This window comes from Pseudomonas sp. BT76 TE3572 (genome assembly GCF_050435365.1).
In the GTDB taxonomy this organism is placed as follows: domain Bacteria; phylum Pseudomonadota; class Gammaproteobacteria; order Pseudomonadales; family Pseudomonadaceae; genus Aquipseudomonas; species Aquipseudomonas fluorescens_W.
The window spans coordinates 3,302,814-3,327,525 of record NZ_JBNDKE010000001.1; the positions used below are offsets into that span (position 1 = coordinate 3,302,814).

Genomic DNA, 24,712 nt, shown 5'->3' on the forward strand with positions numbered 1-24,712 from the left:
TGGCTGGCAGTTCTTACTGGATGGCCGGCGCGGCGCGCTCTATGTCCATCCATGCCCGAACACTGTCGCGATCCCACTGGCGGCGGACATACGCGGCGAGTCGGGAAGGAACCTGATCACCATTGGCGACCAGTCGGTTGAGCATGATTGCCAGGTCGGTGTCGGCAATGCTCCAGTCATCGAACAGATGCTCGGCGCCTCCCTCCAGCAATCGATCGGCGACAAAGAACAACCGGTCGACGGCGGCCAGGGCATCGTCGGACAGCGGGGTATCTTTTTTGCCGAAATAAATTAGGTCTGCCGGGCGTTCTTTGCGAATGACCAACAAATCGCTGCGCAACCAGGCCTGGAGTTGACGGGCGCGGGCGCGCTGTTTGATGTCCTGCGGTAATAGTTTGTTATGCCCCGGCGCTATTTCTTCCAGGTATTCGGTAATGGCCGAAGATTCCGACAATGCGAAATCCTGGTGAACCAGCGTGGGAATCTTGCAGGTCAGCGAAAGATTACGGTAAGTCGCCTGGTAGTTTTCTCGCGACTTCAAATCCAGCGTGACCAGTTCAAACGGAAGTTGCTTTTCCTTCAATGCAACAAACGCCGACATCGCAAAGGCACTGACAAAATCCGCACCAACATACAGTTTAAGCTTTGCACTTTCCATAGAACGCTCCCTTGCATTAACCACATTAATCCGTTGCCTTGGAAGTGATCGTAGTTAGTTGCTCAAGCGCTGAACAGATACAGAAATTATCTGTTTCTATCGATACAGAAAGTTCAAAAACGCAGGTCGCCCGGAGGATTTTTCAGGGTCGCAGAAAAGAAAAAGGGAGTCAGCGAACGCTGACTCCCTGGTGTGCAACGAAGGGAAAATGACGGTTGGACAGTGATCAGGCCTGGCGATCGCCCAGACTCGAGAGCGACGCCATTTGCGGCATGTTGCTCATGTTCAGCATCGCCAGCGGCTCGTCATCGCTGGTGTTGACGAAACCGTGCCGGGTCCATGCCGGCACCAGCAGCACATCGCCCATGCTGACGCTCACTTCATCGGCATCGCCCAAGGTCAACGCGCCGCGGCCGGACTGAATGATAAACAGGTGCCACCACGAATGAGCATGCCCGTTCAACACCGCGCCCGGTTTTAACCATTGCATGGACACCGCCATCCCTGGCGTCAACTTGCAACCTTCGATGCTGTTGTCGTGAGCCAGCGCGACAATATCGACTTCGCTGGCCTCGAGGCTCTGACGCATGTTTGTCAGTTCACCCCTCTTCCACACCTGTGCACTGACCGGTGGCTGGTGCAAACTCTGGCGAAAGTCCTTATATGAAAAAAACGCACCTTGAACGTTATTCATCACGAGTTCCAACTTATGTTGTCGACTTTAATGACCGAACCTTAGGCCAACCATTCAGCGCTGTAAAGCCGAACAACTAACACTTATAACGCTGACGGTTTCAGCGCTGCAATCATGTCCACTTCTATCGCGGCATTTTTCGGTAATTGATAAACACCCACGGTCGTTCGAGTATGTTTACCGGCGTCACCCAACACATGACTGAATACATCCGACGCGCCGTTGGCCACTTCGCTGAGATCAACAAAGTCTGCTGTGGATTTCACATAGACCGTTACCCGTATCAGCGACTTTATTTTATCCAGCGAACCAATGGCATCAACGATCAGCGCCAGCCCGCGCATCGCGCTGATGCTGGCTGCCGTTTGAGCATCCGCCATGCTCAATTCCAGGCCGACTCTGCCGGGGTACTGGATTTTGCCGTTCATGCGCGGCACCAGGCCACTGATGTACAGCTCATCGTGATGCCGAACCAGCGGAGCATAATGCCCGCCGGCGGTGTTCTCGCCGTAGATGTCATAGCCGAGCTCTTTTGCCAGGTCGATGAAACGCTCATCACAGCTCTTTTGCTCAATCATTTACCAAACCCTCTGAATCAATAATGCAAAAAAACGCAGGCCCCACCGGCTCAACCACAAGAAGCCCTCGTCGCCGGTGCCAGGCACGTGACTTCAACGCGAGACTCGATCGCTTCTGCCAGCCGCAACAGGTTGTCGCTGAGTTGTCCGTAGTCCTTGCTGAACAACACGATGTGGCCGATGAATGAGGTGTTGTCCTTCACCAATGCCGTGACCGAATCACCGACGCGCTTGGCATACACCGCTTCCACCAGTTCGATGTTCAGTTTCCGGGCCAGCGATTCGATGTCTGGCGTGGCGCGTAAAAGACCGCCGGCCGGCGCCCTGAGCAGACGGATGCCGCAATAACCCCGGGCGACGGGATCGTGGTGTTCGGTCTTGCCTTCCACCGCCCATCTGACCCAGCGTTCCCACGGATCGAAATCCACGAACGCCAGACGGGCCAGGTCCCAGATGTGCATGCCACCGGGGCGCATGTTGGTTTCCACTGCCGAGGTCAGGCCGTCGGCGCGCAGGAACACTTCGTTGTGGTAGGCGCCGTTATCCAGCGAGACCAGCCCGGACATGTGATGCCCCGCAGCCGCCAATCGAGCCTGCACGTCGGCCGTCAACGGCGCGGGCACCACCTGCTGAATTTCCGCGCGATAGGCGCCTTCGGTGGTGGTTTTTTCGGTCACCCAAGTGCTGCCGGCCACGTAATCCCAGCTGTATTCCCGGGCGTTCTGGATCAGCTCTTCGAGCACGATGCCGCCTTCGCGATACGGCTTGAGTGCGTGCCAGGCCTCGTCGCATTCGGACGGATGATGGATGACCCGACACCCTCTGCTCGCCCCTTCACACGCCGGTTTGATAAATGCCTTGCCGCCCAGTTCGATGACCCGCTGGCGCAGTTCCGGCAGGCTCTCGATGCGTGCGGAAAACACCGGCCGGTAATGCTCCGGTGCAGTGCTGGCAGCCGCTTCCAGCTTGCGAAAGATCTGCTTGTCCAGCCCCGCCCGTGCCTCGCCCGGGGTGATGCCGGGCAGACCGAAATGGGAAGCCAGCGCGGCGCCGAGCAACACGCCACGGTCGGAGAAAGGCAGAACCCCGATCAGCTTCCAGCGATCGGCGTTCAGACAGCCCACCACCAGTTCGAGGGAGGCCGCTACCGCTTCGGGCGCCAGTGAAGTGCTGCAGACGTGATCGGCCACCTGCTCGTCATCGGGCTGAATCTTGTCGACCAGCAGGATGAGCCGGGCGTTATAGAGCGTTTTGCAGAGCTCGCGCAGTTTCTGGATGTCGTGAACCCGATTGCCGTTGTACCCGACCACGACTACGCATGATGTCGTATTCATGAAGCCTCCGACCTGTGAAGTGAATAGCGCAACCGCGCTGAGTCAGTCGTGCAACGACGCATTGGATTTACGGTTGAGGTAGTACCAGGCCAGGATCCCGCCCGCGCCAATGGCGGCCAGCACCAGTGCGTTGTACGGCGGCGGCACGACCCGCATGATCAGCACCGTCAGCCCGGCGCCGACACCGAGGGAGACTTCCTTGACGAACATGTTGTTTTGTTTGACGGAGAAGTAATCGAGGTAGCTGAACGCACATTCGGCGAGGGACAGCAGCGCCACCCAGATCAACGCGCCGGCGAGGGTTTCGACGTGAAAAGCGGCCGGAGACGAAAGCACCGCAAAACCGCCGACGATGATCCCGATCACCGCGACCACCTTGAAGCGCCCGGTGCGTTCGATCAGTTTCATCATCGGCACCTGAGCGAACACCACCACCGCGCTGTTGAGGATCAGCATCAGGCCATACCAGGCCGGTAATTCACCGGTTTCGAGCAGGATGGCTTGCGGCAGGATCGAAAACACGCCGAACAGTTTGATCCCCATGATGATGCCGGCGATCACCCACGGCAGTTTGTTGCGCCAGCCGCTGCCGTCCTGGGCCACCGGGTGGGCAACGACCGGTTGAGTGGTGAACGTTGCGCCCATGGCGATGGGCAAACAGAGCAGTACGAAAGCGGCGGCGCCGAGGAAAAACATGCTTGGGGTCAACAGGGGCGAGAGCAGGATCAACCCCGCCAGCAGGCTGCCCATGTTCATGGCGACGCGGTTGTAGGCCGCGCCCTCTTTGGTCTGGGCGGCTTCGCTCTTGATCAGGTAACCGGCAATGGCGATGCCGTAGGCAAACAACGCGGCGGCGAACATCACCATGCCCTGGTTGCTGGTGACCGCGAGCAGGACCAATCCGAGGGCGGCGCAGAGCAACGTGACACTCAGCGAACGCCGGCCCAACACCAACAAGGTCAACGGCAACAGCAACAGCAAGGCCCGATAACCGAGGGCGAGGATGCTGTTGGTGGCGGTGTCGAGCCAGACGTTGGCCTTGCCCAGCACGGCAAACAGCGACACGGCCGTGATGATTCGGATTGTGAACAGGCGAATGTTAATCACCGGTTTGGCGATGGCGACCGTTGTTTCTACACTCATGCAACACCTCTGGAACCAAGCGATTGCCAAGGCCACAGGCGCTGACAATCAAGAAAGTCTGTAAGGTGATGGTAGAGAGAGACGTTTGTTTTCATCAGAGCAAGTTCGTATAGAATCCAACGAACTTTACTGCCGGAGAGACCAGTAAAATGCAGGTTCAGCGTGCAGTGATCGCCGCCATCGAGTTCCAGCAGGGTGTACCGCTGGTTCAGCAGATCGTCGATCAGTTATCGGAGGCCATCAGCCACGGAGGCCTGCCTCACGGCTCCCGGCTGCCGCCGATTCGCGAACTTTCCGAGTTGATGAACGTGGGCAAGTCCACGGTGGTGGATGCTCTGGACCGCTTGCGGGCCAAGGGTCTGGTGGTTTCACGCCAGGGCTCGGGGCATTACGTGCACCGTTCCAGCACCCCGATCAAGACCGATGCCGGCCCGGACCTGCAACCCCAAGACACGCTCAGCGTGGTCCGCCGCGCAGTGCTGCTGGACAATGGCGCGCTGCGCCCCGGGGCCGGTTTCCTGCCGTCCTCGTGGCTGCCGGCTGAAGAGTTGCTGAAAGCCGTGCGCGGCACGTTGCGCGCAACCTCCCTGCGCATGGGCGAATACGGCGTCGCCAGCGGTTATCTGCCGCTGCGCGAGGCGTTGCAAGTCAAGCTGGCGGCCTTGGGCATCGAAGTGCCGGTGGCCCAGATCATCACCACGGCCAACACCGTGCAGGCCATCGACATGCTGATGCGCCTGCTGGTCAAACCCGGCGACACCGTGCTGCTCGACGATCCGTGTTACTTCACCATGCACACCAATCTGGCGTTGCATGGTGTCAGGGTCATCACCATCCCTCGCGGGAGTGACGGCATGGACCTTGAGGCTTTCGAGCGACTGCTGATTGCCCATCGTCCCGTGCTCTACATGACCAACAATACCTTGCACAACCCGACCGGGCATTCGTTCACCCCGGCGCAGGTTTATCGCTTGCTGGAGTTGAGCCACCGCTATGGTTTCCACATCGTCGAAGACGATTTGTATTGCGACTTGCAGCAACGAAGCACGCCGCGTCTGGCAGCGGGCGGGCTGGACAATGTCAGCTACGTGTCCGGTTTCTCCAAGACCCTGACGGCTAACAGCCGTGTCAGCTACGCGGTACTGTCACCGCAACTGGCTGCGCGGCTGGTTGCGCTCAAAATGGCCGCCGGTGGCATGACCTCGGAACTGGCGGAGCAGATTATCTGCACGATGCTCAGTGATGGCAGCTATGCCAAACATACCCGGCGCACGGTGGACCGGCTTTACGAGTCGAGCAGTCGGGTGACGAGTTGGCTGGAGGAGGCAGGTTGCTCAGTGTCTTCGCTGCCGGGGGAAGGGTTGTTTATCTGGACGCGTCTGCCGGAAGGGCTGGATGCCGAAACACTGGCCAGGAAAGGCCTGGAAATCGACCTTGTACTGGCGCCCGGCAACCTGCTCAGCAAAGCGCCGAGCGCCAGCCACTTCCTGCGTTTCAACGTGGCGCACAGCGATAACAGCCAGGTGCGGGAACGGTTCTTTCGGTTGCTGGATAGCTGAGCACTCTCGTGGACAAAGCGATTCCATGTGGCAGCTGCCGAAGACGGGCGATCACGTTGTATCGAACGCTGTTATCACTGATAAACGCGAACCTGGCAGCACAACCGTAACATCATCACTCAGGTATGTTTCTTGACGCCGCTGCGCAGGGCCCCTGAAAATGCTTCGCGCTTTTCCCAAAAGGCACCGATATACGATTACTCCACAGCAACGGTTCGTTTTTCCTGAAAAACCTCTTTACCGGGGCTTTCGCCATTCCCCAGGTAAAAACGACTTGTTTAGCTCTAGCTCGACCAAATATCACTACCTGAGGATAAGGAAATTAGAAATGCTCTCAGAAGACGCAACGAAGCCTTGCCTGCCCCCACTCCCTTCAAAGACTTCCACTGCAAAAGAAACCTCGCAGTCTACTGAGCGCGCACCTGTCCGGGTTTTTATAAACAATTTTTCCTCGACGAACTCTGAGCGCCTGCTAGGGAACCTCCCTGAGGCACCGCACTTGAATTCATTGAGCTCGATGAGTATCCCCTTAGACGATGCGACGGGCCTACCGTCCCGCGCCCTGCCAGATCGTCTTCTGCGAACAACAAATGGCAACTTTGTCTTCAGTGAACGTATTGCTTCCTCATTACTAATCAACGAACTCCTCATCGATGCTACAAATGCCGAATGGGCCGTTGTCATCGTCGATGATGATCAGAGATCAGCCGAGTTGTTGAGCTCAAGGCTAAACATACTCTCGATCCTGGGTATCAAACACCTGCTTCTGGTTATTTATACCCCGCACTTATCGACCTCTCCCGAAAGCGCCTATGACGCTATAACACTAGAACTCTCCCGCGCAATAAAACCATTGGAGTTCAAGTCCGCTCAAGCTTTACGGTTACCCGACGATCCCAAAACACCTGGCAACGTAGCACTTCCCAGCAGCGGTCTCTTGACTTGGATCGAAAGCATAAACTTGCCTTCCATGGTCGACGAAAAAACAGTTTTCATTATTCATCAATCGCCTCAAACATCAGCTGGGTCGCAACAGTGCAGCGGTTACTTGGCCTCAGGCACCTTAAAAATAGGTGATGAGATCCGTGTGACACGTTCCGGTTGTAAAGCCATCGTTACCGGATTGATCGGACCGCAAGGTGATGTATTTGAAGCTAACAAGAACACGTCTCTGGCCCTCACTTTGGACGCTGATATAAAAATCGAAGCTGACGATGTTATCAGCTTGGCGCAAAACCCTTTGGAATCGACGGACCAATTCCAGGCAACACTTGTCTGGACCGACAAAGAGCCAGGGTTGATTGGACGATCTTACGAAGTTCAACTAGCGAATCAGGTGTGCAACATATCAATAACAAACCTGAAGCACCGTATTAACCTGGACACCTTGGCCCACGAAGCCAAAACAACAATAGAATACGGCGACGTAGTTGTCTGCACACTGGCAACAACTCACTCTCTCGCAACAGCCTCTTACGAAGACAACAAAGCACTCGGCACCTTCATCCTCAAGGAGCACCTAACTCAAAGACCCTTAGCGCTCGGCATGCTGAAACATAATTTGAGACGCGCTGACAATGTCCATGCACAAGCCCTTACCGTTACTGCACAAGAAAGGTCAACATTAAACGGTCACAAGGGCAAAGTTATCTGGTTTACCGGCCTGTCAGGGTCAGGTAAGTCAACCTTGGCGAATGCACTGGAAGTCGCCTTGCATCGCTTGGGCCATCATACTTATTTGCTTGATGGCGATAATATTCGTCAAGGGCTTAACAAAGATCTGGGCTTCACCGATGCTGACAGGGTAGAAAATATCCGTCGAATCTCAGAGGTAGCCAAATTAATGCTGGATGCTGGGCTAATAGTAATGACGGCCTTCATCTCGCCGTTTGCCCAAGAACGAAAAATGGCTCGGGAATTGATAGGGGAGAATAACTTTATAGAAGTATTCGTAAGTACTTCTTTAGAGATTTGCGAGGCCCGCGACGTAAAAGGGCTTTATAAGAAAGCCCGAGCAGGTCAACTACCAAATTTAACTGGAGTGGGCAGCGCTTACGAAGCTCCCGTGGCCGCGAATATAGAAATCGATACCGCAGAAGATAGCGTAGATGCAGGAATTGAAAAAATTCTAAGTCAATTACTCTCTACCAGCAGACGTTGAAAAATTAGTTTTAGACTTTTAAGCGTTGGCTTTAGCAGCGGCGAACCATGGCTCGAAATAAACTTAAGTAATGGAAAGCCCTGGATCTAAATTTTCTCATCCAGCCACCGTGCAGACGATAATAAGGTGGCCGGAATCCAAAGTCCCTCCATAACAGGGTTATTCCGGGCAGCCGGCGGGAGTACTCATTAGCGTCCAACTGGGCCAGCAACGACGGCCTTACATGGCCTGCTTCGACCTCTCGCAGGACCTCGCCTCTGCTGATGAAACCTGAATCTATCGCCCTTCTCAAGCAGCAAACCCAAAGACCTTCATTTATATTATTAAGCGAAACCCATGGCTGGGTGTTCATATCAGTATAATGAATAAGTGCTGTTTTTTGAGGTATGTAAGCCTCAAGGGAATTCCACTTCAATGGAATGCCGTAACCAATTTCACAGGCAACTTTCATATCATATACCAACGATTGATAATCCAGTGAGCCGTCGTCCAACCTAGCGATAATATCCTCGACCTTCCAATCGAGACGTGCGCAATCCAAGAGCATAACGCTAAACTGCGACCGTCTTCCATTATTCGCACTGCTCACCGTTTGCAGGTGATTGCCTTCAAGTGGGTGTTCCCAAAGTTCAGCGATATCCTGTAATACCTGCATATCCGCATCAAGATAAATGGCTCGACCGGTGAATTGACACAACTCTGGTATCAGAAAACGCTGAAATGAAAATGGCGTGCGCGCCTGATTTTCCCGAGCCTTTGGTTTTGGAATGTCACGTTTATGAGAGTAAATAGCCGACAGTTCAATACGGAGCGTCGAGTGTTCACGAATCGAATATTCGAGCACTCGCATGGGCAACCATTCCGCAGGAGTTGCTGCAACAAAAATACGAATCGTGTCATCAGGGCATCCTGAAGGAACAGTCATCTCGCCCCCCTTAATCAACGTTTAAACATGCCAAGCGAAGCCGCAACACTCGGATAATCGACACTGCCGGAAAATCGTTTGACGTAATGCATGACGTGAACATTGGAGTCAATCAACTGTTGAATCTCATCAGTAATATAACTCCGATCATAATGCTTGGCCGGGTCATCGACCATTACGTTCTGATACGTAAAATCAACTCCAAGGAATGAATTTATCTGCGCGATCGTCTTATCAAACTCGAAAACCATACTTTCATACTGTATATGCAACGTGTTCGTAGCCGATTCAACCTTGCGCATCGCCTTATAGGCACTCGCCCAGGCGTCAATCATACTTTCTACATCAGTGATTGCCTTCCACCAGTCTTTCCCTTGCTTCGACAACTCGGTACGTCTGAGCATTGAATTAACTACATCATAGGGATTACGCGTGATGTGCAGATACTTAACCAACGGAACCGCTAGAACTGTATCCAGTTCCTTGTAATAGTTAGGCAGTTTGTCGCCCCATAAAACAAGAGGCTGATCACTATTGGATTGCTTATGATGCCACTTGTACAAGTAGCGGATAGCAGGCCAGAGCGACTTTTCGGTAAAGTTATGACTGTGAATATTGTTAGCCGTTAGCGTTTCGCGCTCAGAAAGCTCACGCATCCCTCCTGCCAATGTCAATGCCCTGCGCTCACGAGTCCCCAAGGTCTTGCCAAATACTTTGATCATATTCAGAAGGTTCTCTTCGGACGACACATAAGCGTTGACGTTGGAGTTCAATACCTGCAACAACGCCGTGGTGCCGCTGCGCGGGGCACCACCGACAAAGAGAGGAGAGCGCAACATATCCATTTCAACATGATTCCTAATTAATTATTTACTTTAACCGAGAGCCCGCCCACGCGATCCTCTGCATAGAATCGCTTTAGCGACAATAACGGTCTTTCAAAAAAAATGTATGAGATGCTGGCCAATGCGATAGAAAAAACCCCAACCACAAAAAATAATAGATAGGGCTGCAAGGCTGAGGGAAAAAGATCTGGATAGTGAGAGAGCAGCGAAGCGCCATAGGGCCTCGCAATATAATGAATGACGTAGACCCCGTAGCTCACGCGACCAAGCCATCTAAAGGCGGGCCACTCAAGCATTCTGACCAATAGGCCTGATTGATCCGCAATAACATGGGCCACCAATGTGAACGAGAGCAGTGCAAAACAAATATGCGAGAAAGAGGTATAAAACGGATCCTGATTGATATCCGAAAAATTAAAGTATCGATAGGCACTCGCGCAAAAGGTCAAAACAATACCCAACGACATCCAGCTTTTGTTTCCAAACCTGGTACCAAGGGATGGTTTGTAAGCGAGTAAAGCTCCTAAGCACAGCCCTTCAACGCAACCCCACACGGGATGCGTCACCTTATTCCAGAGTCCTTGCACCCCATGGGACGCTAACCAGTAGGCCGAGAGGATTTTTATTAACATACCCACAAACAGGATGCCGATAATCAAGGCACAGGAGCGCTTCCGAGTAAAAAAAATAACCAGGAAAGGGACAATAAAGTAAAACTGCTCTTCTATCGCTAATGTCCAAAAATGGTCCGCGCTGTCAAAGCTGATATCGAATAGAGGACCATAATTTGATCCGTAAAAAACCAGCCAAGGCAGCTTGTCAATAAACGCTGGATCAGCGTTACTCCAGCACAAAAAAATCAAGGCAAGGTAATACAGGGGAAAGATACGCAGCGCCCGCCTGAATCCAAATACAGACAACACCCCCCAGTACGAACCTGAATTACTTTCTACCTTGCCCCGCAGATCCAGCAGGGACCTGACTACGAGGAAGCCACTGATCACGAAAAAAAGGATGACACCTACCCGTCCAAAATGGAAGAAATCGAGCATTGTTCCAGGGCGAGGCCAGAGATGCGCTATCAGCACCAGAATCACACCGATGGCCCTCAGGCCATCCATGCCCTTTAAGTACGACTGACTCATGACTCTCTGTCGACTTCCTTGAACGACCACTGGGCCGTACGTTGAACCGGCACCGCGTAGTAATAATCACCCGTTACACGGAAAGGAATCGACTCGGATAGCGACACATGATCCACACCATCCGGGCTCATGACCTGAACTGAAAAAGAATACGCACCAGGCGTAAGCTCAGCGCGTCCCAAATCCACATGCAGGATACTGGTTGCTTCAGGCCACTCCAGATTACATCGTGCCGAATTCCAATCCATAAGCACACTCTGGGATGCATCTTTCAAAAGCACGCGTATTTGAACATTGTCAGCAAGCCTTGATACGTCAATGTCCAATGCCATCGCCGTACCATAACCCAGGCTCTTTCCTGGAGTGAAAAGCTCTCCATTGACTTTCAAATCAAACGATACAAGGTCGGCGTGGTAAACGTGTCCACGCTTCTTTTCGTTTTGGTCGCCCAACTTGTCCTGATAAAGCGAAATAGCTTGCTGAACGCCACCATCGAAGAGCACTCGCCCCTTTTCCAGATAGACGCCGCGGTTGCACAGTCTTGCGACCTGACCGATGGAATGGGAAACAAAGATCACCGCTGCATTGCGTGCAAGTTCGTTGATACGTTCGTAGCACCGCAGCCGGAATGCCAAATCGCCTACAGCAAGAACCTCATCGATGATGAGAATATCAGGCGTCATCACCGACGATGCAGCGAACCCTAGACGTGATTTCATTCCAGAACTATAAAACTGGACCGGAGAATCGAAAAAAACGTCGATATCAGCAAACTCTTTAACCTCCTCGATATACCGAGCGAGGTCTTTTCCACTTTTACCCATTAAACGACCACGTACCGAAACATTGTCCCGGCCAGTCATCGTTTGCGCAAACCCGGCACTCATTTCCAGCAAATAACCAAGCTCACCGTGACGAACAACACTTCCACGATCGGCCACCAATTTTCCCGCGATACACTTGAGCAAGGTACTTTTCCCAGCCCCGTTGTGCCCCATTACCGCAAGAACCTCTCCCCGGCGAAGGGAAAAGTTCATATCTCTCAATGCCCAAAACTCGGATTCACGCAGCTCTGCATTCACGTCCTTTCCCAGAAAGGCTGCTCGCATCAAATCTTTTGCTGCATATTTAACGGACGAACCCAAATTTCTTGAGTATTTTTTCCAAAGCCCATTTACCTCTATGAGAGCACTCATTAGTTGCCCATCCGCTCGAGAAGAATAGGAATTTGACGATTCAACATTTTAAATGACCAACATAAAATCACCAGTGCTCCGACTGTAAACAACACCATAGGAAGCATATAAACTGAAGGTGCATCACGCAGAGAGCTGGATATAACAGCGAGAGGCGACGCGATCGGATTGAAGATATTCAACCAATAAAGTGCTCCTGCCGTCTGCTCAACAGCGGGATAGAAGATTGGAGAAATCAGAATGATCGGCAAGCTGACTGACGTCAGCGCTTTTCGCACGTCAGAATATAAAACAGCCCAAGGTGCCAGTAACAGCCCGACCATTGTGGCGGATATCAGCAAGGCGAGCAGGCTGAAGAAAAACCATACCCAAGACACAAGGTCTAGCGGGAAGGGTACTCCAAGAATGGGGATCGCAATGATAATCAGCAGGCTCCGAATCGCGATAGCAATAATGCCCTCAAACACCACGGCCAGTACAAATGGGATGGGCCCTACATTTATTCCACGTAATAGCCCTCGGTGTGTTCGAATAAATGCCGATATATCCTGAACAATTTGAATCCAGCACTGGAACAGCGTGATACCCGCGAACGCTCTCAGTACGTCCCTCGCGCCATCAACCGTCGGTGCTGAACCACCACTCAACTCGCGCTTGATAAATATGTAACACGCCGCATACAGCACGGGAGTAATCAACACCCAGGCATAGCCGAGTGCATGTTGCTTGATTTGTAGGCGAATGCTCCGCACTGCAAGAGTGAAACCAGAACGGATTACGTCTGTAAACATTATAATTTTAGCCTTGGCGTGAATCGGAAGTGGAAACCTTCAATGCGACCTGAGCGGCAATTTCATCAAGCCTCAGAGATGAACTCTCAGCACTCGACATATCGACAGCATAGTGCTCAAGGAACCAGTTAACAAACCTTGCGTACTTCAACTCCAACTCCGGAGCACTGCAACCCTTAGTATAGCCCCACGCCTCATCAAGATTAGTCAGATTTGCATTGAAGGATACGCAGTCATACTCCACCCGCCCGAAGGTAACAACAGGCTTTAACTGCAATAATGCTTCAAAACCCACCCCACTATTGATCGTATACACCGCCCGAGAGTGCTCGATTAAATCCTGGATATTGGCATCACTATAAAAAACCGTTTTCTCATCAACCAAGCTTTCGAACGGTTTCATGCTTTTCATGTTAGCCGGGTGCGGTTTCAGGACGATCGCCAACCCCTTTTCACGAGCCCAGTCCACCAGCGCCTCTACAACATCCAATTCGGCAAGGTCAGAGAAATACTGGATCGACTGGTCGGTGGGGATTTGAAGAGGAAAGAAAATATAGTCTCTCAGCACATTGATAGGCTGGCCGTAAGAGTTTCTTGCACAAGGAATCAACCCTTCCGTCATCAATTGAAGCTTCGTTTTAGAGTCCCGTTGTCCAAACTTACTAGCTAATGTGCCCTCCAGTAACCGCTGACGATACCTGTCAAAAGCCTGCCCACCAGTGCACGCATCATCCAGGATGACAGGGTAGATGCTTGAGGCCGCACTCCAACCTTGATCATTCACGACGAAAGCCCAACGGAAAAACTCCTGCATGTAGAAAAGAACCGGTGTTTTTCCATCCTCGAAGTCAATATGACAGCGATGGGGTATAAGGGCGAGCGCCGATCCATCAGCCTCGACCCTCTCTCTATTAATTTCCCAATTAGGCAATTCGAAAATATCAACAGACAACCCTGCCCGCTCCAACGCATTTGCCAAACGCAGAGCAAACTCTTTCCAATACAGCCGTAAGTTAATGACATCATCACTAAGCGGCTTGGGTAGACCGGACACCACACCACTCCGTTTCCAGGGCAGGTCCAGCCTTGGAATATATAATGCGATGCGCTTGGTCAGATAAACTGCGGCCTGGATACGTTGAGACATCCACTCCGTAATCATATTATTTCCCTGGATGAAGAACGCTTCCACTATGTTCTTCACCACCTTGCGCTTGACATCATCATCCGACAATAGATTCTGGAGGATAAAGAAACGCATATCGTATAGTTTACGGTCGCCCTTACCTGCCCAGACCATGCTTGAATGCCCAAACTCCCAATCGGCATATTTCCGTTTTAGGTTGTAGAACTTAACCTGCTTGGCGAAGTCTTTCATACGCCGGTAGAACACCCGCTGATCGACAAACCATTTCAGTGAGCCGTCGGTGAGGTGCTTATCTATATCCTCAGCGACCTGACTCAAAAATGCGATAACATTCTGCGAAGGAGTGAACCAGATAGAACCGGTAAGAATTGCCAAGTGCTCAGGCTGCTCTTCAAGCAAATCACGTTTCGTAATAACAACTTGTGCATCGAGCTTATCTGAAAAATTAAGATCGAACGGGTTCACAACCAATGAATCTGCATCCACGCTAAAAACGGGAAGTGAACATTCAGTAAGTATACGGGTAATCTGGAGAAATCGCGCACTGGCATAATAAGCGCGTTTCTGATCGACATTCAACATTGAAAGATCAATGGTTTCAAACGACACGCTTAATCGTGTCGACTTTAGAACCTCAAGCGTACGCCTAATACGATCAATTGTATTAGGTACTGGGTTCACGACATGCAGAAAAAAAGTAAAGCCCGGAGAAAAAAGATCTACACTTCTGATCAGGGATATTGCGTAATCAAGATATCCCGCATCACAGGCAGAAAATAAGATAACCCGATCTTCACCTGTGATCTTCGGTGGAATAACCCACTGTGTTGCCCGATCCACCATACCAACAATTCCTCAACCAGCGTGTATTATATGATCACGGCGTCAACATAGCATAAAATCAAACATTTCAAAAACCTGACAACACAGCCATCAAAATGACATTATTTGCCGCACGTTTCCAAGCGAGTGTTATCTTTTTGCAACATATGTTGCTCTACAACTGGTAACAATTGGTGCTCAGAGGAAAAAGACTCATAGCCTTTTTCGAGGGCCAGTATAAGCAACCCTGTTCCTATGCAGGTCTCGAGATGGTCTTCATCACTGAACAATGTCCAATCATTCATATAACCGAGTTCGGGCTTATCCAAGTCGATAAAGGGCACGTTATATTTCGAGGAGACCCGAATTAAATCATCTACGTGTTTTTGAAGCCCATATTGAACCTGAAACCCATATAAATCAGAACGAACCGGCGGCTGAAAGAAAACAATTTGTATATTATTTTTCTTACCCCAAAGAGCAATCAAATCAAACAACCCATCCCAGGGTGCGTTGCTTGAAATTTCACGCAAGCGTTGAACTTTAACATGCTCATTTGTAACATCCGGGAGCATATCCGATTTATCTGTCAACCTCCGGAAAGGTGCTTTCTTTTCCCCATTCACGTCTAATTTCTTAAGCAATGGGTCAGCCAGAACTGGAATACTTTTATCACGACTCACCAAAAGCTCGGTGAATCGCAACTGATTCCTGACGCCTAATACCTCAGGCTTCCAACTGCTGATGTGTGAGCTCTTTACTTTGTGAACTGCTTCAAACACTGCCTGACATCCCGGCACAGAGCCATCATCTGGACACAGTGTCTCCATCGAACGCAACAAAGGAAGATACTTCAAATGATCCGCCTCAACGATAAGCCTTCCCGGACGACGCAAGAGTAGTGAGGTTTCAATGTAAACGCGCTTTAACTCAGGAAATTTCAAACGAAGAATCTCTGCTTGAAGCAGAAGTCCATAGGTAATTTCATTATAAGTATTTCCCGCCCCCACTACAGCGCCAGGAATACCAAACTCATTAGGATGTAGAACCTTACTCCGAGAGGTGCCCACATAGCCCGTGGTGACATCCGCAGGCGTAGGATACTGGCTGAACAAGGCCACATTGTGCACCAGCATTTGGTTACCTATTTCCCGGCCGGAAATGCTCATGCCTGGCAATACTTCCATCAGCTCGGAGACACTTCTATCCACACCGGATTCTGAACTTCTCTGGTGGTAACGAACGGCCAGTTCAAGGCAAACCATTCCGATGAGAGTAACCACAGCTGATAACACGTAGAGCTTTATTAGCCTCGCACGATCCAGTGTTTTATTCTTAAAATTGAAAGTATATGAAGTCATTGCCGTCTACATAATAGATACACGTAAATATCATTAACGTGGCAAAGCCAAGTGCGGCTCGCCAAGCGGTTGAGTTAGTGACATCGAACTGATAAGTCGTCTTGTGAACCAACCATTGAAGCGGCAGATAGATAACCAATAGTTCAAAGAACAACGGAGCCAGTTTAGTCAGTGACCACCCTTCGATGGGCGTTACAATGCGGCCAATAATAAGAATCGCATCACTGAAACTGGCTGCGCGAAAAAATATCCATGCCAAGAAAACAACAAGCATCGTTAACAACCAGGCGACAGGTGGGCAACGTAGAATACTTTTTATCGTTGCCGGCAATTTGGCATTATCAAACCAGCGATTAGTCACTAACGCGCTACCATGCAAACCACCCCAAATGATGAAATTCCAACTCGCTCCGTGCCATAATCCGCCCAGAAGCATGGTTAACAATAAATTACGCTGAGTTTTCCATTCGGCACCTGTTCTCGAGCCGCCCAAAGCTATATACAGATAGTCGCGCAACCAATTACTCAAGGTAATGTGCCAGCGGCGCCAGAAATCCTTGATGGAGAGAGACCCATAAGGATTGTTAAAGTTATAGGGCAGCACATACCCGAACAACAGGGCCGCGCCTAGAGCCATCAACGAATAGCCCCAGAAATCACAAAGAATCTGAACCCCAAAACCGAGGACGGCCATGAGATTATCGAGTCCGGAGTAACTGCCCGGTGACTTGAAGATAACATTAACGAATGTTGCCAAACCGTCGGCGATACCACACTTCAAGGCCAGACCGGCTATAAAGTAATAGATTCCATTATAAAACCGAGCACCATCAAACTTTTGCAGTATATGGATCTGCGGCATGAACTGGCCCGCACGGCAAATGGGGCCTGCTATCAAATGAGGGAAGAACAAAACAAAAATCCCGAACACCACGATATTTTTTTCATGCTCAATTTTCCCTTGATACACATCAACCTGATAAGAAATCAGCTCAAAAATGTAAAACGAAATACCCAACGGCAAAATAACGTTAAGCAGACCGATTTCAAAGTCAGGATCCTTTAGTCGAGCCGCATACTCAAGGTTCTCCAAGAAAAAATTCATATACTTGAAATAACACAGCAGTGCCAGGTTCAGGACACAAGCAAACACCAGCCATGGCCGATGTTTCGTTTTCGATATTTTACTTGCCAGCAACCAATTGGCGGCAATGACGACCAATAGCATAAAACCAAAGGCATTGCTCCAACTCATGTAGAAATACACGCTGGAAAGCAAGACTACCCACTGCCTCAACTTCAATGAGGGACATAGCCAATACCCCCCCAAGGTGATGACCAACAAGATCACATATTCAATTGAGTTAAATAACATCAGTGAAAAAACCCCAAATGACTACAGTTATCATCATCAATGTTTCACAACGGTGATCAAGGAAATGACGCACACGAGGATCATGAGCCCCATCAGGGTAAATACCAACGCTACCTTCTTTTCGCTGGCAATGATGCTCTGGCGCATGTCGAGAATAGGCTTCTCGAAATACCTAAAAGATAGATAAGACAAAACGAGTGAGACTACAAAATAGAGCACGCCAGGTAACACGATGCCTTTGCCAAAAATCTCAAGGACAGACCATGAAATAAAGAAGTGAATCAGATAGATCCCGAAACATAGCTTGCCCACCCATGCCAGAGGGAAAGAAGTAACGAGAGGTCCCTTTTCAACTGTATACGCAACAAGAAGAGCCAGCACGAAGCTCACGCCCCACCAAATCCAGCGAAACTCCTCGATGCCGTTGACGACACCTTTTGCACCGAGCCAGAAAACAAAAAATGCCAGCCAGGCAGCGAGCAGTAATTTAATGCCATTTCGACCGAAGGCAATGAGTGCTCCCATGGCAATATACTGCATATTACCATGCGTAGTTTTGAAGATGATTCCAGCGCCTCGAGGTATCAAGTCCGCATCAAACCCCAACCCCACAAAGACAATAACTGCTGCGCATACTGCGAACGCCCTGCCTCCACCTAATAAAAAAGCCACCGCTGGCCAGATTAGATAAAACTGCTCTTCGATAGCCAGTGACCACATAACATCTGTTCGCACCATGGGCTCGACACCCTTGGCATACGCATAATTATTAACCATCAACAAGTTATAAACACCCGCCCCAATTTTATCAGGAAAAAGCAGAGCGCTCACAACCAGGGCCAACAACATCAATGGCCATATCCGAAATATTCGGCTTATGTAGAAACTTGAAAAATACTTGGGTTGCCCTTGCTGGTCGATCAATATTTTCGTGATCAGGTAGCCGCTGATTATAAAAAACAACACGACACCATGAAAACCATATCCCGAAAAGACTGAAGGCATCCAGGACCACAGCGCAGTACCGTGACACCACATCACCCAAAGTATCGATATCCCTCTTAGTTCATCCAGCCCCAATATTCTTTTACTTTGATGAATCACCAAAGGCTTAGCAGCACTGAGTTCCAAAACATCGCCGATTTTAGCCACAAGCGTCATTTAACTTTCACTCTATTCAAGACATCCAATACTTGTTGCTCGAGTATTGTGGTTGAAAATTTTTCGCGACAATACGCCTGGGAAATCGACAACAACTCGTCTCTGGATTGTTTCGATTCAAGAAGGTTTTCTATTGCTGAGCGCCATTCAACATCCACTAACACGCCCCCACCTTCTGGAATAACCTTGCTGTATACCGGTATATTCGAAGCAATAACAGGTATGCCCGCAGCGGTATATTCAATATATTTGGTCGGTGCCTTGCAGAGGTTGAACTTGTCATTCACCAGCGGTGCCAGACCAACATCCCAGTTCAGCTGGGCCAGTATTGATAGAAAATCAGCATAACCTTTATTGACTTTATGGCTCTTTACACGATCGCCAAAGCGCTCAAGGCTAGTGGGCATCCGTATGGTGCCAAACACTTCAAAACTCAGATCTGGCCGCGTGTTCAGTAGTTGCTCAAGAGCAGGTACTACGAGTTCCAGGTCCTCTTGGTGGCCCTTTGACCCCATATAGCCAATCGTTTGTTGATTACGGACTTGCTTTAGGGCACTTATTTTCTCGCCCATATAGGGTGCGTACATGCCGTGATATATTTCTTGTTTCGGGAAAAGGCCTTGAAACAAATCTTTTAAATATGACGTGGATGCGTAGATCAAATCGCAATGCTCAAGCATATAACGTCGAGCGGCGACGACCTGTTCAGCACCTTGCCTTTTTTGAATTTCGGCCCCTAAAGACTCTGGTATTTCCAGAAGGTTATCATCGATATGGTAAATGACTGGAACCTTCCTGGATTTGAAGTACTCCAGAATTTCAGCACCAAATGGCAACGCATAACGCGTCATGACCACGACATCAGGTTTGAAAGACTCATACCATTGATGCCAGCAGTGTTCGCCCTTTGCAGTAACGTACTGCTGTGAGACGACAGCGAAATTCACCTTGCCTTGAGCATGCAACTCTCTCAGCGGGATATCAAAACTGATGTAGTAAGTGGCGTTGACATGTTCCGTGAATATCAGAACCCTTTTGGCTTTTTTATTACCGGACAGCTCGACTTCAAATTTTTCCCGCGCCAGGTCCACGTCCTTTTTGAACAGTTTTTTCAAAAAGGTCATCATATTGCTGGTGCCTTATTGTCCACAATGGCTTCCGCCGCTTTAAGTTTCGCCTCATAGGCTTTAATCACTTTCTGGCGATTACGCTTGGCCTCATATACCGCTTTGTGTGGAACGTAACCCGACAACTTGTCAGCGGCCGCATTTTTCTTGTCCCACACTCCGTGCAGGAATGAAGGAATCAAATGGCGGTATTTAACGTCCTTGATCAAGGAAGGCCTGAAATACCCGAGTTGTATTTCTTTCTGAATTTCGGCTTCAGTCAGTGCCCCCTCCGACAGCATCCTGCGGACCTCTCGCAACCAAAGCCAGGCGAATTTGTTGCCACAGGCGGACCAAGGCTGTGTATAAACGTCGGTATAGTGAATCAAGCGCGTCTCCGGATCCCAGTGTTCAAGACTGTTCCACTCGAACGGCACACCATACTTCACATGCTCTTCATCCAAAATAGCAAGTTCCGACATGAGCTGGTCATAGTCGTACTTGCCTTCGTCCATGCCTGCGATAATTGTTTCAACATCCCAATCCAGACGATCACAGTCCAGCAGCATCACTGCACACTGCTTCTTTCTAACTTTAGGAGCACCTACTTTCTGAGTAGACTCCTCCGCAAATTTCACTTCTTGCTGAATGACAATTTTCGCTCCGTCAAAAGGAATATTCCATAACTCACGAATATCACGGAACACCAACATATCGGCATCCATGTAAATGGCCTTCCCCTTGTAACCACTTAGCTTAGGGATGCAAAAGCGACTGAAAGAAAAGCCAGTACGTTGACCATTACGTGGATCCGCGGGCACGGGTACAGGCAGATCAAGCATCGGAATGACTTCAACTTTGGCGGTGGTATGCCGCTTGATCGAATACTCTAAGACAGGAACGGCTAATAATTGCGAACGGTCAACACCAACATACACTCGTATTACTTCTTCATTAGCCATTCCAAATCCCTCTTAAATAGTAACTATTTTAAATTCGCTTTTAGCCCAGTCAGCCAAACGCTCTACGCCGGCCTGAATGCTCACTTGTGGATGCCAATTCATTACCTTTTTGGCCGCAGTGATATCCGCGCACGCATACCGAATATCACCGATACGGAATTCGCCGGTTATCTTATAGGCTTCGTCGCTGACGTCCAAAGCGCGCATCAACATCCTGGCCATTTCAAGGATCGTAATGGACTCACCACTGCCAATGTCCAGAATGGTGCCGTGAGCTATCACGTTGAGGCTGGACTGCACCAAAGCGTCAACAATGTCATCCACAAACGCGAAGTCACGCGCGATGTCGCCATCCTCGAATATCGCCAACTCACCACCCGAGAGCAACTGACGAGCGAAGATCGACAGAACGCCGGTATAGGGGTTACGCAAGGACTGCCCAGGACCATATACGTTCTGGAAACGCAAGATCACGGCATCCCATGGGGCGCCCTCTCCTGCCTGACACAACAAGTACTCTTGCATCAATTTGGTGGAGGCGTACACCGATGCCGGTGCTGGGGCCAGTCCGGCATGGCTTGGCGCCGGCTTGGCAGGTAAACAGGCCGATTTCGCCAGCGGCACACTAAAATCACCTTTGGCCATACTTTCAGGCTCGCGCGGCAAACCTACGAACTCCACTCCCGCAGCGTCTACATAGCCACCTTCGCCATAGACTGCCCGCGATGCAGCTAGCACAACTCTACGAACGTTCGCTTGACCACGAAGAGCTTCGATCAAATGAGTGGTGCCCAGAATGTTGACGGCGCAGTAGCGTGTCGGCTCATCGTAGGACTGGCCTGTGCCTGTCTCGGCAGCAAGGTGATAAACCAGTTCTGGATCTGATTCACGGACGGCAGCGAGCAAGTGCTGAGCGTCTGCAACGTCGCCACGGATAAAGTGCACATTTTTTGGAAAAACCGGCTCTACGGCATCCGGGCCATGCACCTGCGGATGAAGGTTATCAAATACCCAAATGTGTTGGGACGGGTCGTTTTTAAGTAAAGCCTTTACCAACCGGCTCCCGATAAAACCAGCACCACCGGTGATGAAAATACGCTTAGTCATTCTTGCCATCCAAAAAATTCTTATGCTGGGCTAAATAAATCATCCAAAATCCGCACCGAGGCATCACCACGCAAGATCATGCGATCTACATAGTGTTCGGACAGACTTATTTGCTCTTGCTTCAACGACTCATTTAAAGCTTCTGCCACAAACGTGGTCCAATCTGCGGCATTACGGATTTGAAAGAGCGGTCGGTAATTATCGATGTCCATCTCGTGGGCAACTACTGCCACCTGCAAATTACGCCGTGCAGCATCCAACGCCACCGTCGACGGAGTGGTTATTACCGCTTTCATACGACCTAACAACCCGCCCGCTGTGTGGCTTTCCCACTCCGGAGCTTGCGGGTCGGCAATCACTAGATTGGGAGCAACGGGCTTGTCACCTTGATACCGAGCAGTCAACCAAAGCCCCGCATGATGCGGCTTGAGCAAAAAGATGACCGAGGGAAACTCTTCGGCTAAGGCAATCACGCCGTCAAGGAAGAACTGTCGATAGTCCTCCGAGTACCTATGCCAATGCAGGTTCTCGAATATTCCAATGACACAGGCATCTTGTGCAATCAATGCGCTCAAGTCCGCCGCGACCTCCGACGTAGGTTTGGGGCAGCCTACGGGCACACATTTTGACTTTGTTTCGATGCTCACATTGGAATGCAAGGTTTCCAATGCCCCCCAGAGATAAATCCTGCTGGCGGCAAAGTTGATTTTCTCTACAGCATGCACTTCGTCACTGTAGGTCAAACCGACGTTTTCCAGCCCATGTTGTAACGTAACAGTCAATAATCCGGCTTTTTTTGCATGCTCCGTCAACGTCCGCGTAAAGCGATGCGGCCCTAGGTTGGTTTCGGCTACCGACAGCATGACTTTTGTGTGCTCGCTGAAAACCGGTGTTTCACCAACCGCTGCTTCTGCAATGGGACTCAAGAAAATATCGTGCTCACGCATGGTTTTTACGACGCGTGGAGACTTCCTTAACAGAGTGATACTGCTCCACACCTGGAGTGGTATCCCACGACTTTTGGCTTCTAATATGAGTGGCAGCGCCAGGTCCAGGTCTTGAATGAGGTGCAGCAGAACGATCAACTCCGGATGTTCCGCATTGTCTTTCGCCAGCTGAGTGTCCATGGACGCTAACAGAACGTCCTGCCACAGCGCACCAATCACAGGAGAACTGAAGTGTTTCTTGATTAGCTTGAGACCGAGTGCAACATCGGCCGCAGCCGCCTCTTTACTTGATAGATACCGGCGTAATCCCGATACAAAATCGTCCATTACAATGCTGCCAGCCAATGGCAAGAGGGCAGGTGTTCCCGTCGCCACAACTGGAATGCCACGGGTAAGTGCATGCACCGTACGGTTGGCCGACTTACAGATACTGAAGGCATCGCAAGAGTTCGGGATCAGCACGACATGTGCGTCGCCCATATACTCTTCAACTGTCTCTATCGACCATTCACGGTAGATAGAAGGAATACCCATCGGTTTGATATATTCTTCGTACTTACTGAAATTATTACTTATGACGACCAATTCAATCGGAAACTCAAGAGCAATCATTTCAAGTGCTTCACGAATCTCAAGCAGGTCAAGCATGCCAAACCGGGCATAATCGGCACCGTGGTTGCCGAACCACAACAAACGCATTCGTCCCTTAGGAACGATTATCTTCGCCTGGACTTTATTTACAAAAGTATCTTGTGCATAGCGTAGAGCACCTTTGACCACTTTCTTCGCAACGGTACGTGAGGCATCAAAAATCTGATAGGTCTTTTTTGCCCAGGCTCTCCATCTTAACCAGGACTTTCTGCGTTTGATCTGTGCCTTGATCAACACCTTAAAAGAAGTTGTCCGTAAAACATTGATACGGGCAGAGAGCTTATTCGCGTGCCTGGAAGGATCAGACTTGAGCTTGACTCGCTTAACGCCAAGCGCATCAAGAATACGCCGATTTCCTCTCTGGGTCATTGACACAGACGCGACACCATCCGGAACAATGTAAACCGGAACACCGGGCACCCGGCCCCTGATCACTTCGGCAAGGGGCTCTGTTGTTGTGACAATAGCCGTTGCATGTCTGCACATCGCAATAAACATGTCAGACGCTTTGTTTTTATTTTTCTTCCCATAGCCATCAACAAAGACGTTATCACACAAATCAATAATGACGGGCTTTCCACTCGCGCGGGCTTTCTGTGCCAAGCTATAACTTTCAAAAGAGAAACTCTTAACAATGACCAACGCGTCTAAAGTTTCTATATCAACAGGCTTTTCACTCGTAAACAGCTGATTTGTGTGCCCTATATCTTCTAGTGCCAAGAGCGGCAAAATAGCACGATAGCGCACACTCGCCATATCTAGTGATAATGAAGTGACACACCACCCCACCTTTAGCCTACGACCTCTTGACTCAACACTCATACTTAAAATCCATTTCTCTTTTATATTTGAATGGTTCAATAATTTAATTGAAAAAACACCCCCCTCTTCTCAAGGTAAAGGCATCGATTCAAGCGATTTTTTCGCTCACGCTTTTTTTAAAAATGCAGTAAATACCAAGCCGAGACGTTTGATCCTAGACAGTTAAAACCCTGCTGTCGGTAAAAAAACAAGAGAGTTTTAATCGTCATAGTCATTCCTCGG

20 protein-coding genes are annotated in these 24,712 nt (G+C 50.1%); 2 read left to right on the plus strand and 18 right to left on the minus strand.

Going from position 1 to position 24,712, the window contains the following annotated elements; all coding sequences use genetic code 11:
• Positions 1–13: 13 nt before the first annotated feature.
• From yfcF to ABH912_RS15155, 5 genes are all read right to left on the minus strand, one after another.
• The gene (gene yfcF, locus ABH912_RS15135; protein WP_429511040.1) at positions 14–658 is read right to left on the minus strand and encodes a glutathione transferase; all 645 of its coding nucleotides are present in this window, start codon (positions 656–658) and stop codon (positions 14–16) included.
• 226 nt (positions 659–884) lie between these two features.
• On the minus strand, positions 885–1,352 hold the full coding sequence (locus ABH912_RS15140) for a cupin domain-containing protein (RefSeq protein ID WP_429511041.1): 468 nt from the start codon (positions 1,350–1,352) through the stop codon (positions 885–887).
• An 83-nt stretch (positions 1,353–1,435) separates the two neighbouring features.
• A complete protein-coding gene (locus ABH912_RS15145; RefSeq protein ID WP_033061063.1) occupies positions 1,436–1,930 on the minus strand; it encodes a RidA family protein in 495 nt (164 codons plus the stop codon).
• Positions 1,931–1,980: 50 nt separating this feature from the next.
• The gene (locus tag ABH912_RS15150) at positions 1,981–3,264 is read right to left on the minus strand and encodes a biotin carboxylase (RefSeq protein ID WP_429511042.1); all 1,284 of its coding nucleotides are present in this window, start codon (positions 3,262–3,264) and stop codon (positions 1,981–1,983) included.
• A gap of 42 nt (positions 3,265–3,306) precedes the next feature.
• Positions 3,307–4,407 (minus strand): hypothetical protein, encoded by a 1,101-nt coding sequence (locus tag ABH912_RS15155; RefSeq protein ID WP_429511043.1) that lies wholly within the window; start codon positions 4,405–4,407, stop codon positions 3,307–3,309.
• Positions 4,408–4,556: 149 nt separating this feature from the next.
• Here ABH912_RS15155 and ABH912_RS15160 point away from each other — a divergent pair, with 149 nt between their 5' ends.
• Positions 4,557–5,966, plus strand: coding sequence for a PLP-dependent aminotransferase family protein (locus ABH912_RS15160; RefSeq protein ID WP_429511044.1), 1,410 nt, complete (start codon positions 4,557–4,559; stop codon positions 5,964–5,966).
• 328 nt (positions 5,967–6,294) lie between these two features.
• A complete protein-coding gene (gene cysC / locus ABH912_RS15165; protein WP_429511045.1) occupies positions 6,295–8,127 on the plus strand; it encodes an adenylyl-sulfate kinase in 1,833 nt (610 codons plus the stop codon).
• Between the two features lie 31 nt (positions 8,128–8,158).
• Here the strand turns inward: cysC and ABH912_RS15170 are convergent, their stop codons facing one another.
• The 13 genes from ABH912_RS15170 to ABH912_RS15230 all read right to left on the minus strand — a co-directional run bounded on the left by ABH912_RS15170 (position 8,159) and on the right by ABH912_RS15230 (position 24,490).
• Entirely contained in the window at positions 8,159–9,052 is an 894-nt protein-coding gene (locus tag ABH912_RS15170; protein ID WP_082459261.1) for a glycosyltransferase, read from the minus strand.
• Between the two features lie 14 nt (positions 9,053–9,066).
• Positions 9,067–9,897 (minus strand): sulfotransferase family protein, encoded by an 831-nt coding sequence (locus ABH912_RS15175; RefSeq protein WP_033061056.1) that lies wholly within the window; start codon positions 9,895–9,897, stop codon positions 9,067–9,069.
• Positions 9,898–9,914: 17 nt separating this feature from the next.
• Entirely contained in the window at positions 9,915–11,042 is a 1,128-nt protein-coding gene (locus ABH912_RS15180) for an acyltransferase family protein (protein WP_033061055.1), read from the minus strand.
• Positions 11,039–12,238 (minus strand): ABC transporter ATP-binding protein, encoded by a 1,200-nt coding sequence (locus ABH912_RS15185; RefSeq protein ID WP_429511046.1) that lies wholly within the window; start codon positions 12,236–12,238, stop codon positions 11,039–11,041. The genes ABH912_RS15180 and ABH912_RS15185 overlap by 4 nt, the downstream gene beginning before the upstream one ends.
• Positions 12,238–13,029, minus strand: a complete 792-nt coding sequence (locus tag ABH912_RS15190; RefSeq protein WP_033061052.1) for an ABC transporter permease — start codon at positions 13,027–13,029, stop codon at positions 12,238–12,240. The genes ABH912_RS15185 and ABH912_RS15190 overlap by 1 nt, the downstream gene beginning before the upstream one ends.
• 7 nt (positions 13,030–13,036) lie before the next feature.
• On the minus strand, positions 13,037–15,019 hold the full coding sequence (locus ABH912_RS15195; protein WP_082459259.1) for a hypothetical protein: 1,983 nt from the start codon (positions 15,017–15,019) through the stop codon (positions 13,037–13,039).
• A 101-nt stretch (positions 15,020–15,120) separates the two neighbouring features.
• Complete coding sequence (locus ABH912_RS15200; RefSeq protein ID WP_156363959.1) at positions 15,121–16,359, minus strand: hypothetical protein; 1,239 nt, start codon at positions 16,357–16,359, stop codon at positions 15,121–15,123.
• Positions 16,334–17,614, minus strand: coding sequence for an MBOAT family O-acyltransferase (locus ABH912_RS15205; RefSeq protein WP_429511047.1), 1,281 nt, complete (start codon positions 17,612–17,614; stop codon positions 16,334–16,336). Before ABH912_RS15205 ends, ABH912_RS15200 begins: the two co-directional genes overlap by 26 nt.
• 156 nt (positions 17,615–17,770) lie before the next feature.
• Positions 17,771–18,895 (minus strand): acyltransferase family protein, encoded by a 1,125-nt coding sequence (locus ABH912_RS15210; RefSeq protein WP_429511048.1) that lies wholly within the window; start codon positions 18,893–18,895, stop codon positions 17,771–17,773.
• Entirely contained in the window at positions 18,892–20,022 is a 1,131-nt protein-coding gene (locus ABH912_RS15215; RefSeq protein ID WP_033061043.1) for a glycosyltransferase, read from the minus strand. The genes ABH912_RS15210 and ABH912_RS15215 overlap by 4 nt, the downstream gene beginning before the upstream one ends.
• Positions 20,019–20,963 carry a glycosyltransferase gene (locus tag ABH912_RS15220; RefSeq protein ID WP_033061042.1) on the minus strand — a complete coding sequence of 315 codons (945 nt, stop codon included), beginning with the start codon at positions 20,961–20,963 and terminating at the stop codon, positions 20,019–20,021. The genes ABH912_RS15215 and ABH912_RS15220 overlap by 4 nt, the downstream gene beginning before the upstream one ends.
• Before the next feature lie 12 nt (positions 20,964–20,975).
• Complete coding sequence (locus ABH912_RS15225) at positions 20,976–22,070, minus strand: NAD-dependent epimerase/dehydratase family protein (protein ID WP_033061040.1); 1,095 nt, start codon at positions 22,068–22,070, stop codon at positions 20,976–20,978.
• A gap of 20 nt (positions 22,071–22,090) precedes the next feature.
• Positions 22,091–24,490 carry a hypothetical protein gene (locus ABH912_RS15230; RefSeq protein WP_156363958.1) on the minus strand — a complete coding sequence of 800 codons (2,400 nt, stop codon included), beginning with the start codon at positions 24,488–24,490 and terminating at the stop codon, positions 22,091–22,093.
• Positions 24,491–24,712 lie beyond the last annotated feature (222 nt).

Excerpts from the sequence above, each read along its gene's own strand:
- yfcF (WP_429511040.1), bottom strand. The coding sequence starts at position 658 with ATGGAAAGTGCAAAGCTTAAACTGTATGTTGGTGCGGATTTTGTCAGT.
- ABH912_RS15140 (WP_429511041.1), bottom strand. The coding sequence starts at position 1,352 with ATGAATAACGTTCAAGGTGCGTTTTTTTCATATAAGGACTTTCGCCAG.
- ABH912_RS15145 (WP_033061063.1), bottom strand. The coding sequence starts at position 1,930 with ATGATTGAGCAAAAGAGCTGTGATGAGCGTTTCATCGACCTGGCAAAA.
- ABH912_RS15150 (WP_429511042.1), bottom strand. The coding sequence starts at position 3,264 with ATGAATACGACATCATGCGTAGTCGTGGTCGGGTACAACGGCAATCGG.
- ABH912_RS15155 (WP_429511043.1), bottom strand. The coding sequence starts at position 4,407 with ATGAGTGTAGAAACAACGGTCGCCATCGCCAAACCGGTGATTAACATT.
- ABH912_RS15160 (WP_429511044.1), top strand. The coding sequence starts at position 4,557 with ATGCAGGTTCAGCGTGCAGTGATCGCCGCCATCGAGTTCCAGCAGGGT.
- cysC (WP_429511045.1), top strand. The coding sequence starts at position 6,295 with ATGCTCTCAGAAGACGCAACGAAGCCTTGCCTGCCCCCACTCCCTTCA.
- ABH912_RS15170 (WP_082459261.1), bottom strand. The coding sequence starts at position 9,052 with ATGACTGTTCCTTCAGGATGCCCTGATGACACGATTCGTATTTTTGTT.
- ABH912_RS15175 (WP_033061056.1), bottom strand. The coding sequence starts at position 9,897 with ATGGATATGTTGCGCTCTCCTCTCTTTGTCGGTGGTGCCCCGCGCAGC.
- ABH912_RS15180 (WP_033061055.1), bottom strand. The coding sequence starts at position 11,042 with ATGAGTCAGTCGTACTTAAAGGGCATGGATGGCCTGAGGGCCATCGGT.
- ABH912_RS15185 (WP_429511046.1), bottom strand. The coding sequence starts at position 12,238 with ATGAGTGCTCTCATAGAGGTAAATGGGCTTTGGAAAAAATACTCAAGA.
- ABH912_RS15190 (WP_033061052.1), bottom strand. The coding sequence starts at position 13,029 with ATGTTTACAGACGTAATCCGTTCTGGTTTCACTCTTGCAGTGCGGAGC.
- ABH912_RS15195 (WP_082459259.1), bottom strand. The coding sequence starts at position 15,019 with ATGGTGGATCGGGCAACACAGTGGGTTATTCCACCGAAGATCACAGGT.
- ABH912_RS15200 (WP_156363959.1), bottom strand. The coding sequence starts at position 16,359 with ATGACTTCATATACTTTCAATTTTAAGAATAAAACACTGGATCGTGCG.
- ABH912_RS15205 (WP_429511047.1), bottom strand. The coding sequence starts at position 17,614 with ATGAGTTGGAGCAATGCCTTTGGTTTTATGCTATTGGTCGTCATTGCC.
- ABH912_RS15210 (WP_429511048.1), bottom strand. The coding sequence starts at position 18,895 with ATGACGCTTGTGGCTAAAATCGGCGATGTTTTGGAACTCAGTGCTGCT.
- ABH912_RS15215 (WP_033061043.1), bottom strand. The coding sequence starts at position 20,022 with ATGATGACCTTTTTGAAAAAACTGTTCAAAAAGGACGTGGACCTGGCG.
- ABH912_RS15220 (WP_033061042.1), bottom strand. The coding sequence starts at position 20,963 with ATGGCTAATGAAGAAGTAATACGAGTGTATGTTGGTGTTGACCGTTCG.
- ABH912_RS15225 (WP_033061040.1), bottom strand. The coding sequence starts at position 22,070 with ATGACTAAGCGTATTTTCATCACCGGTGGTGCTGGTTTTATCGGGAGC.
- ABH912_RS15230 (WP_156363958.1), bottom strand. The coding sequence starts at position 24,490 with ATGAGTGTTGAGTCAAGAGGTCGTAGGCTAAAGGTGGGGTGGTGTGTC.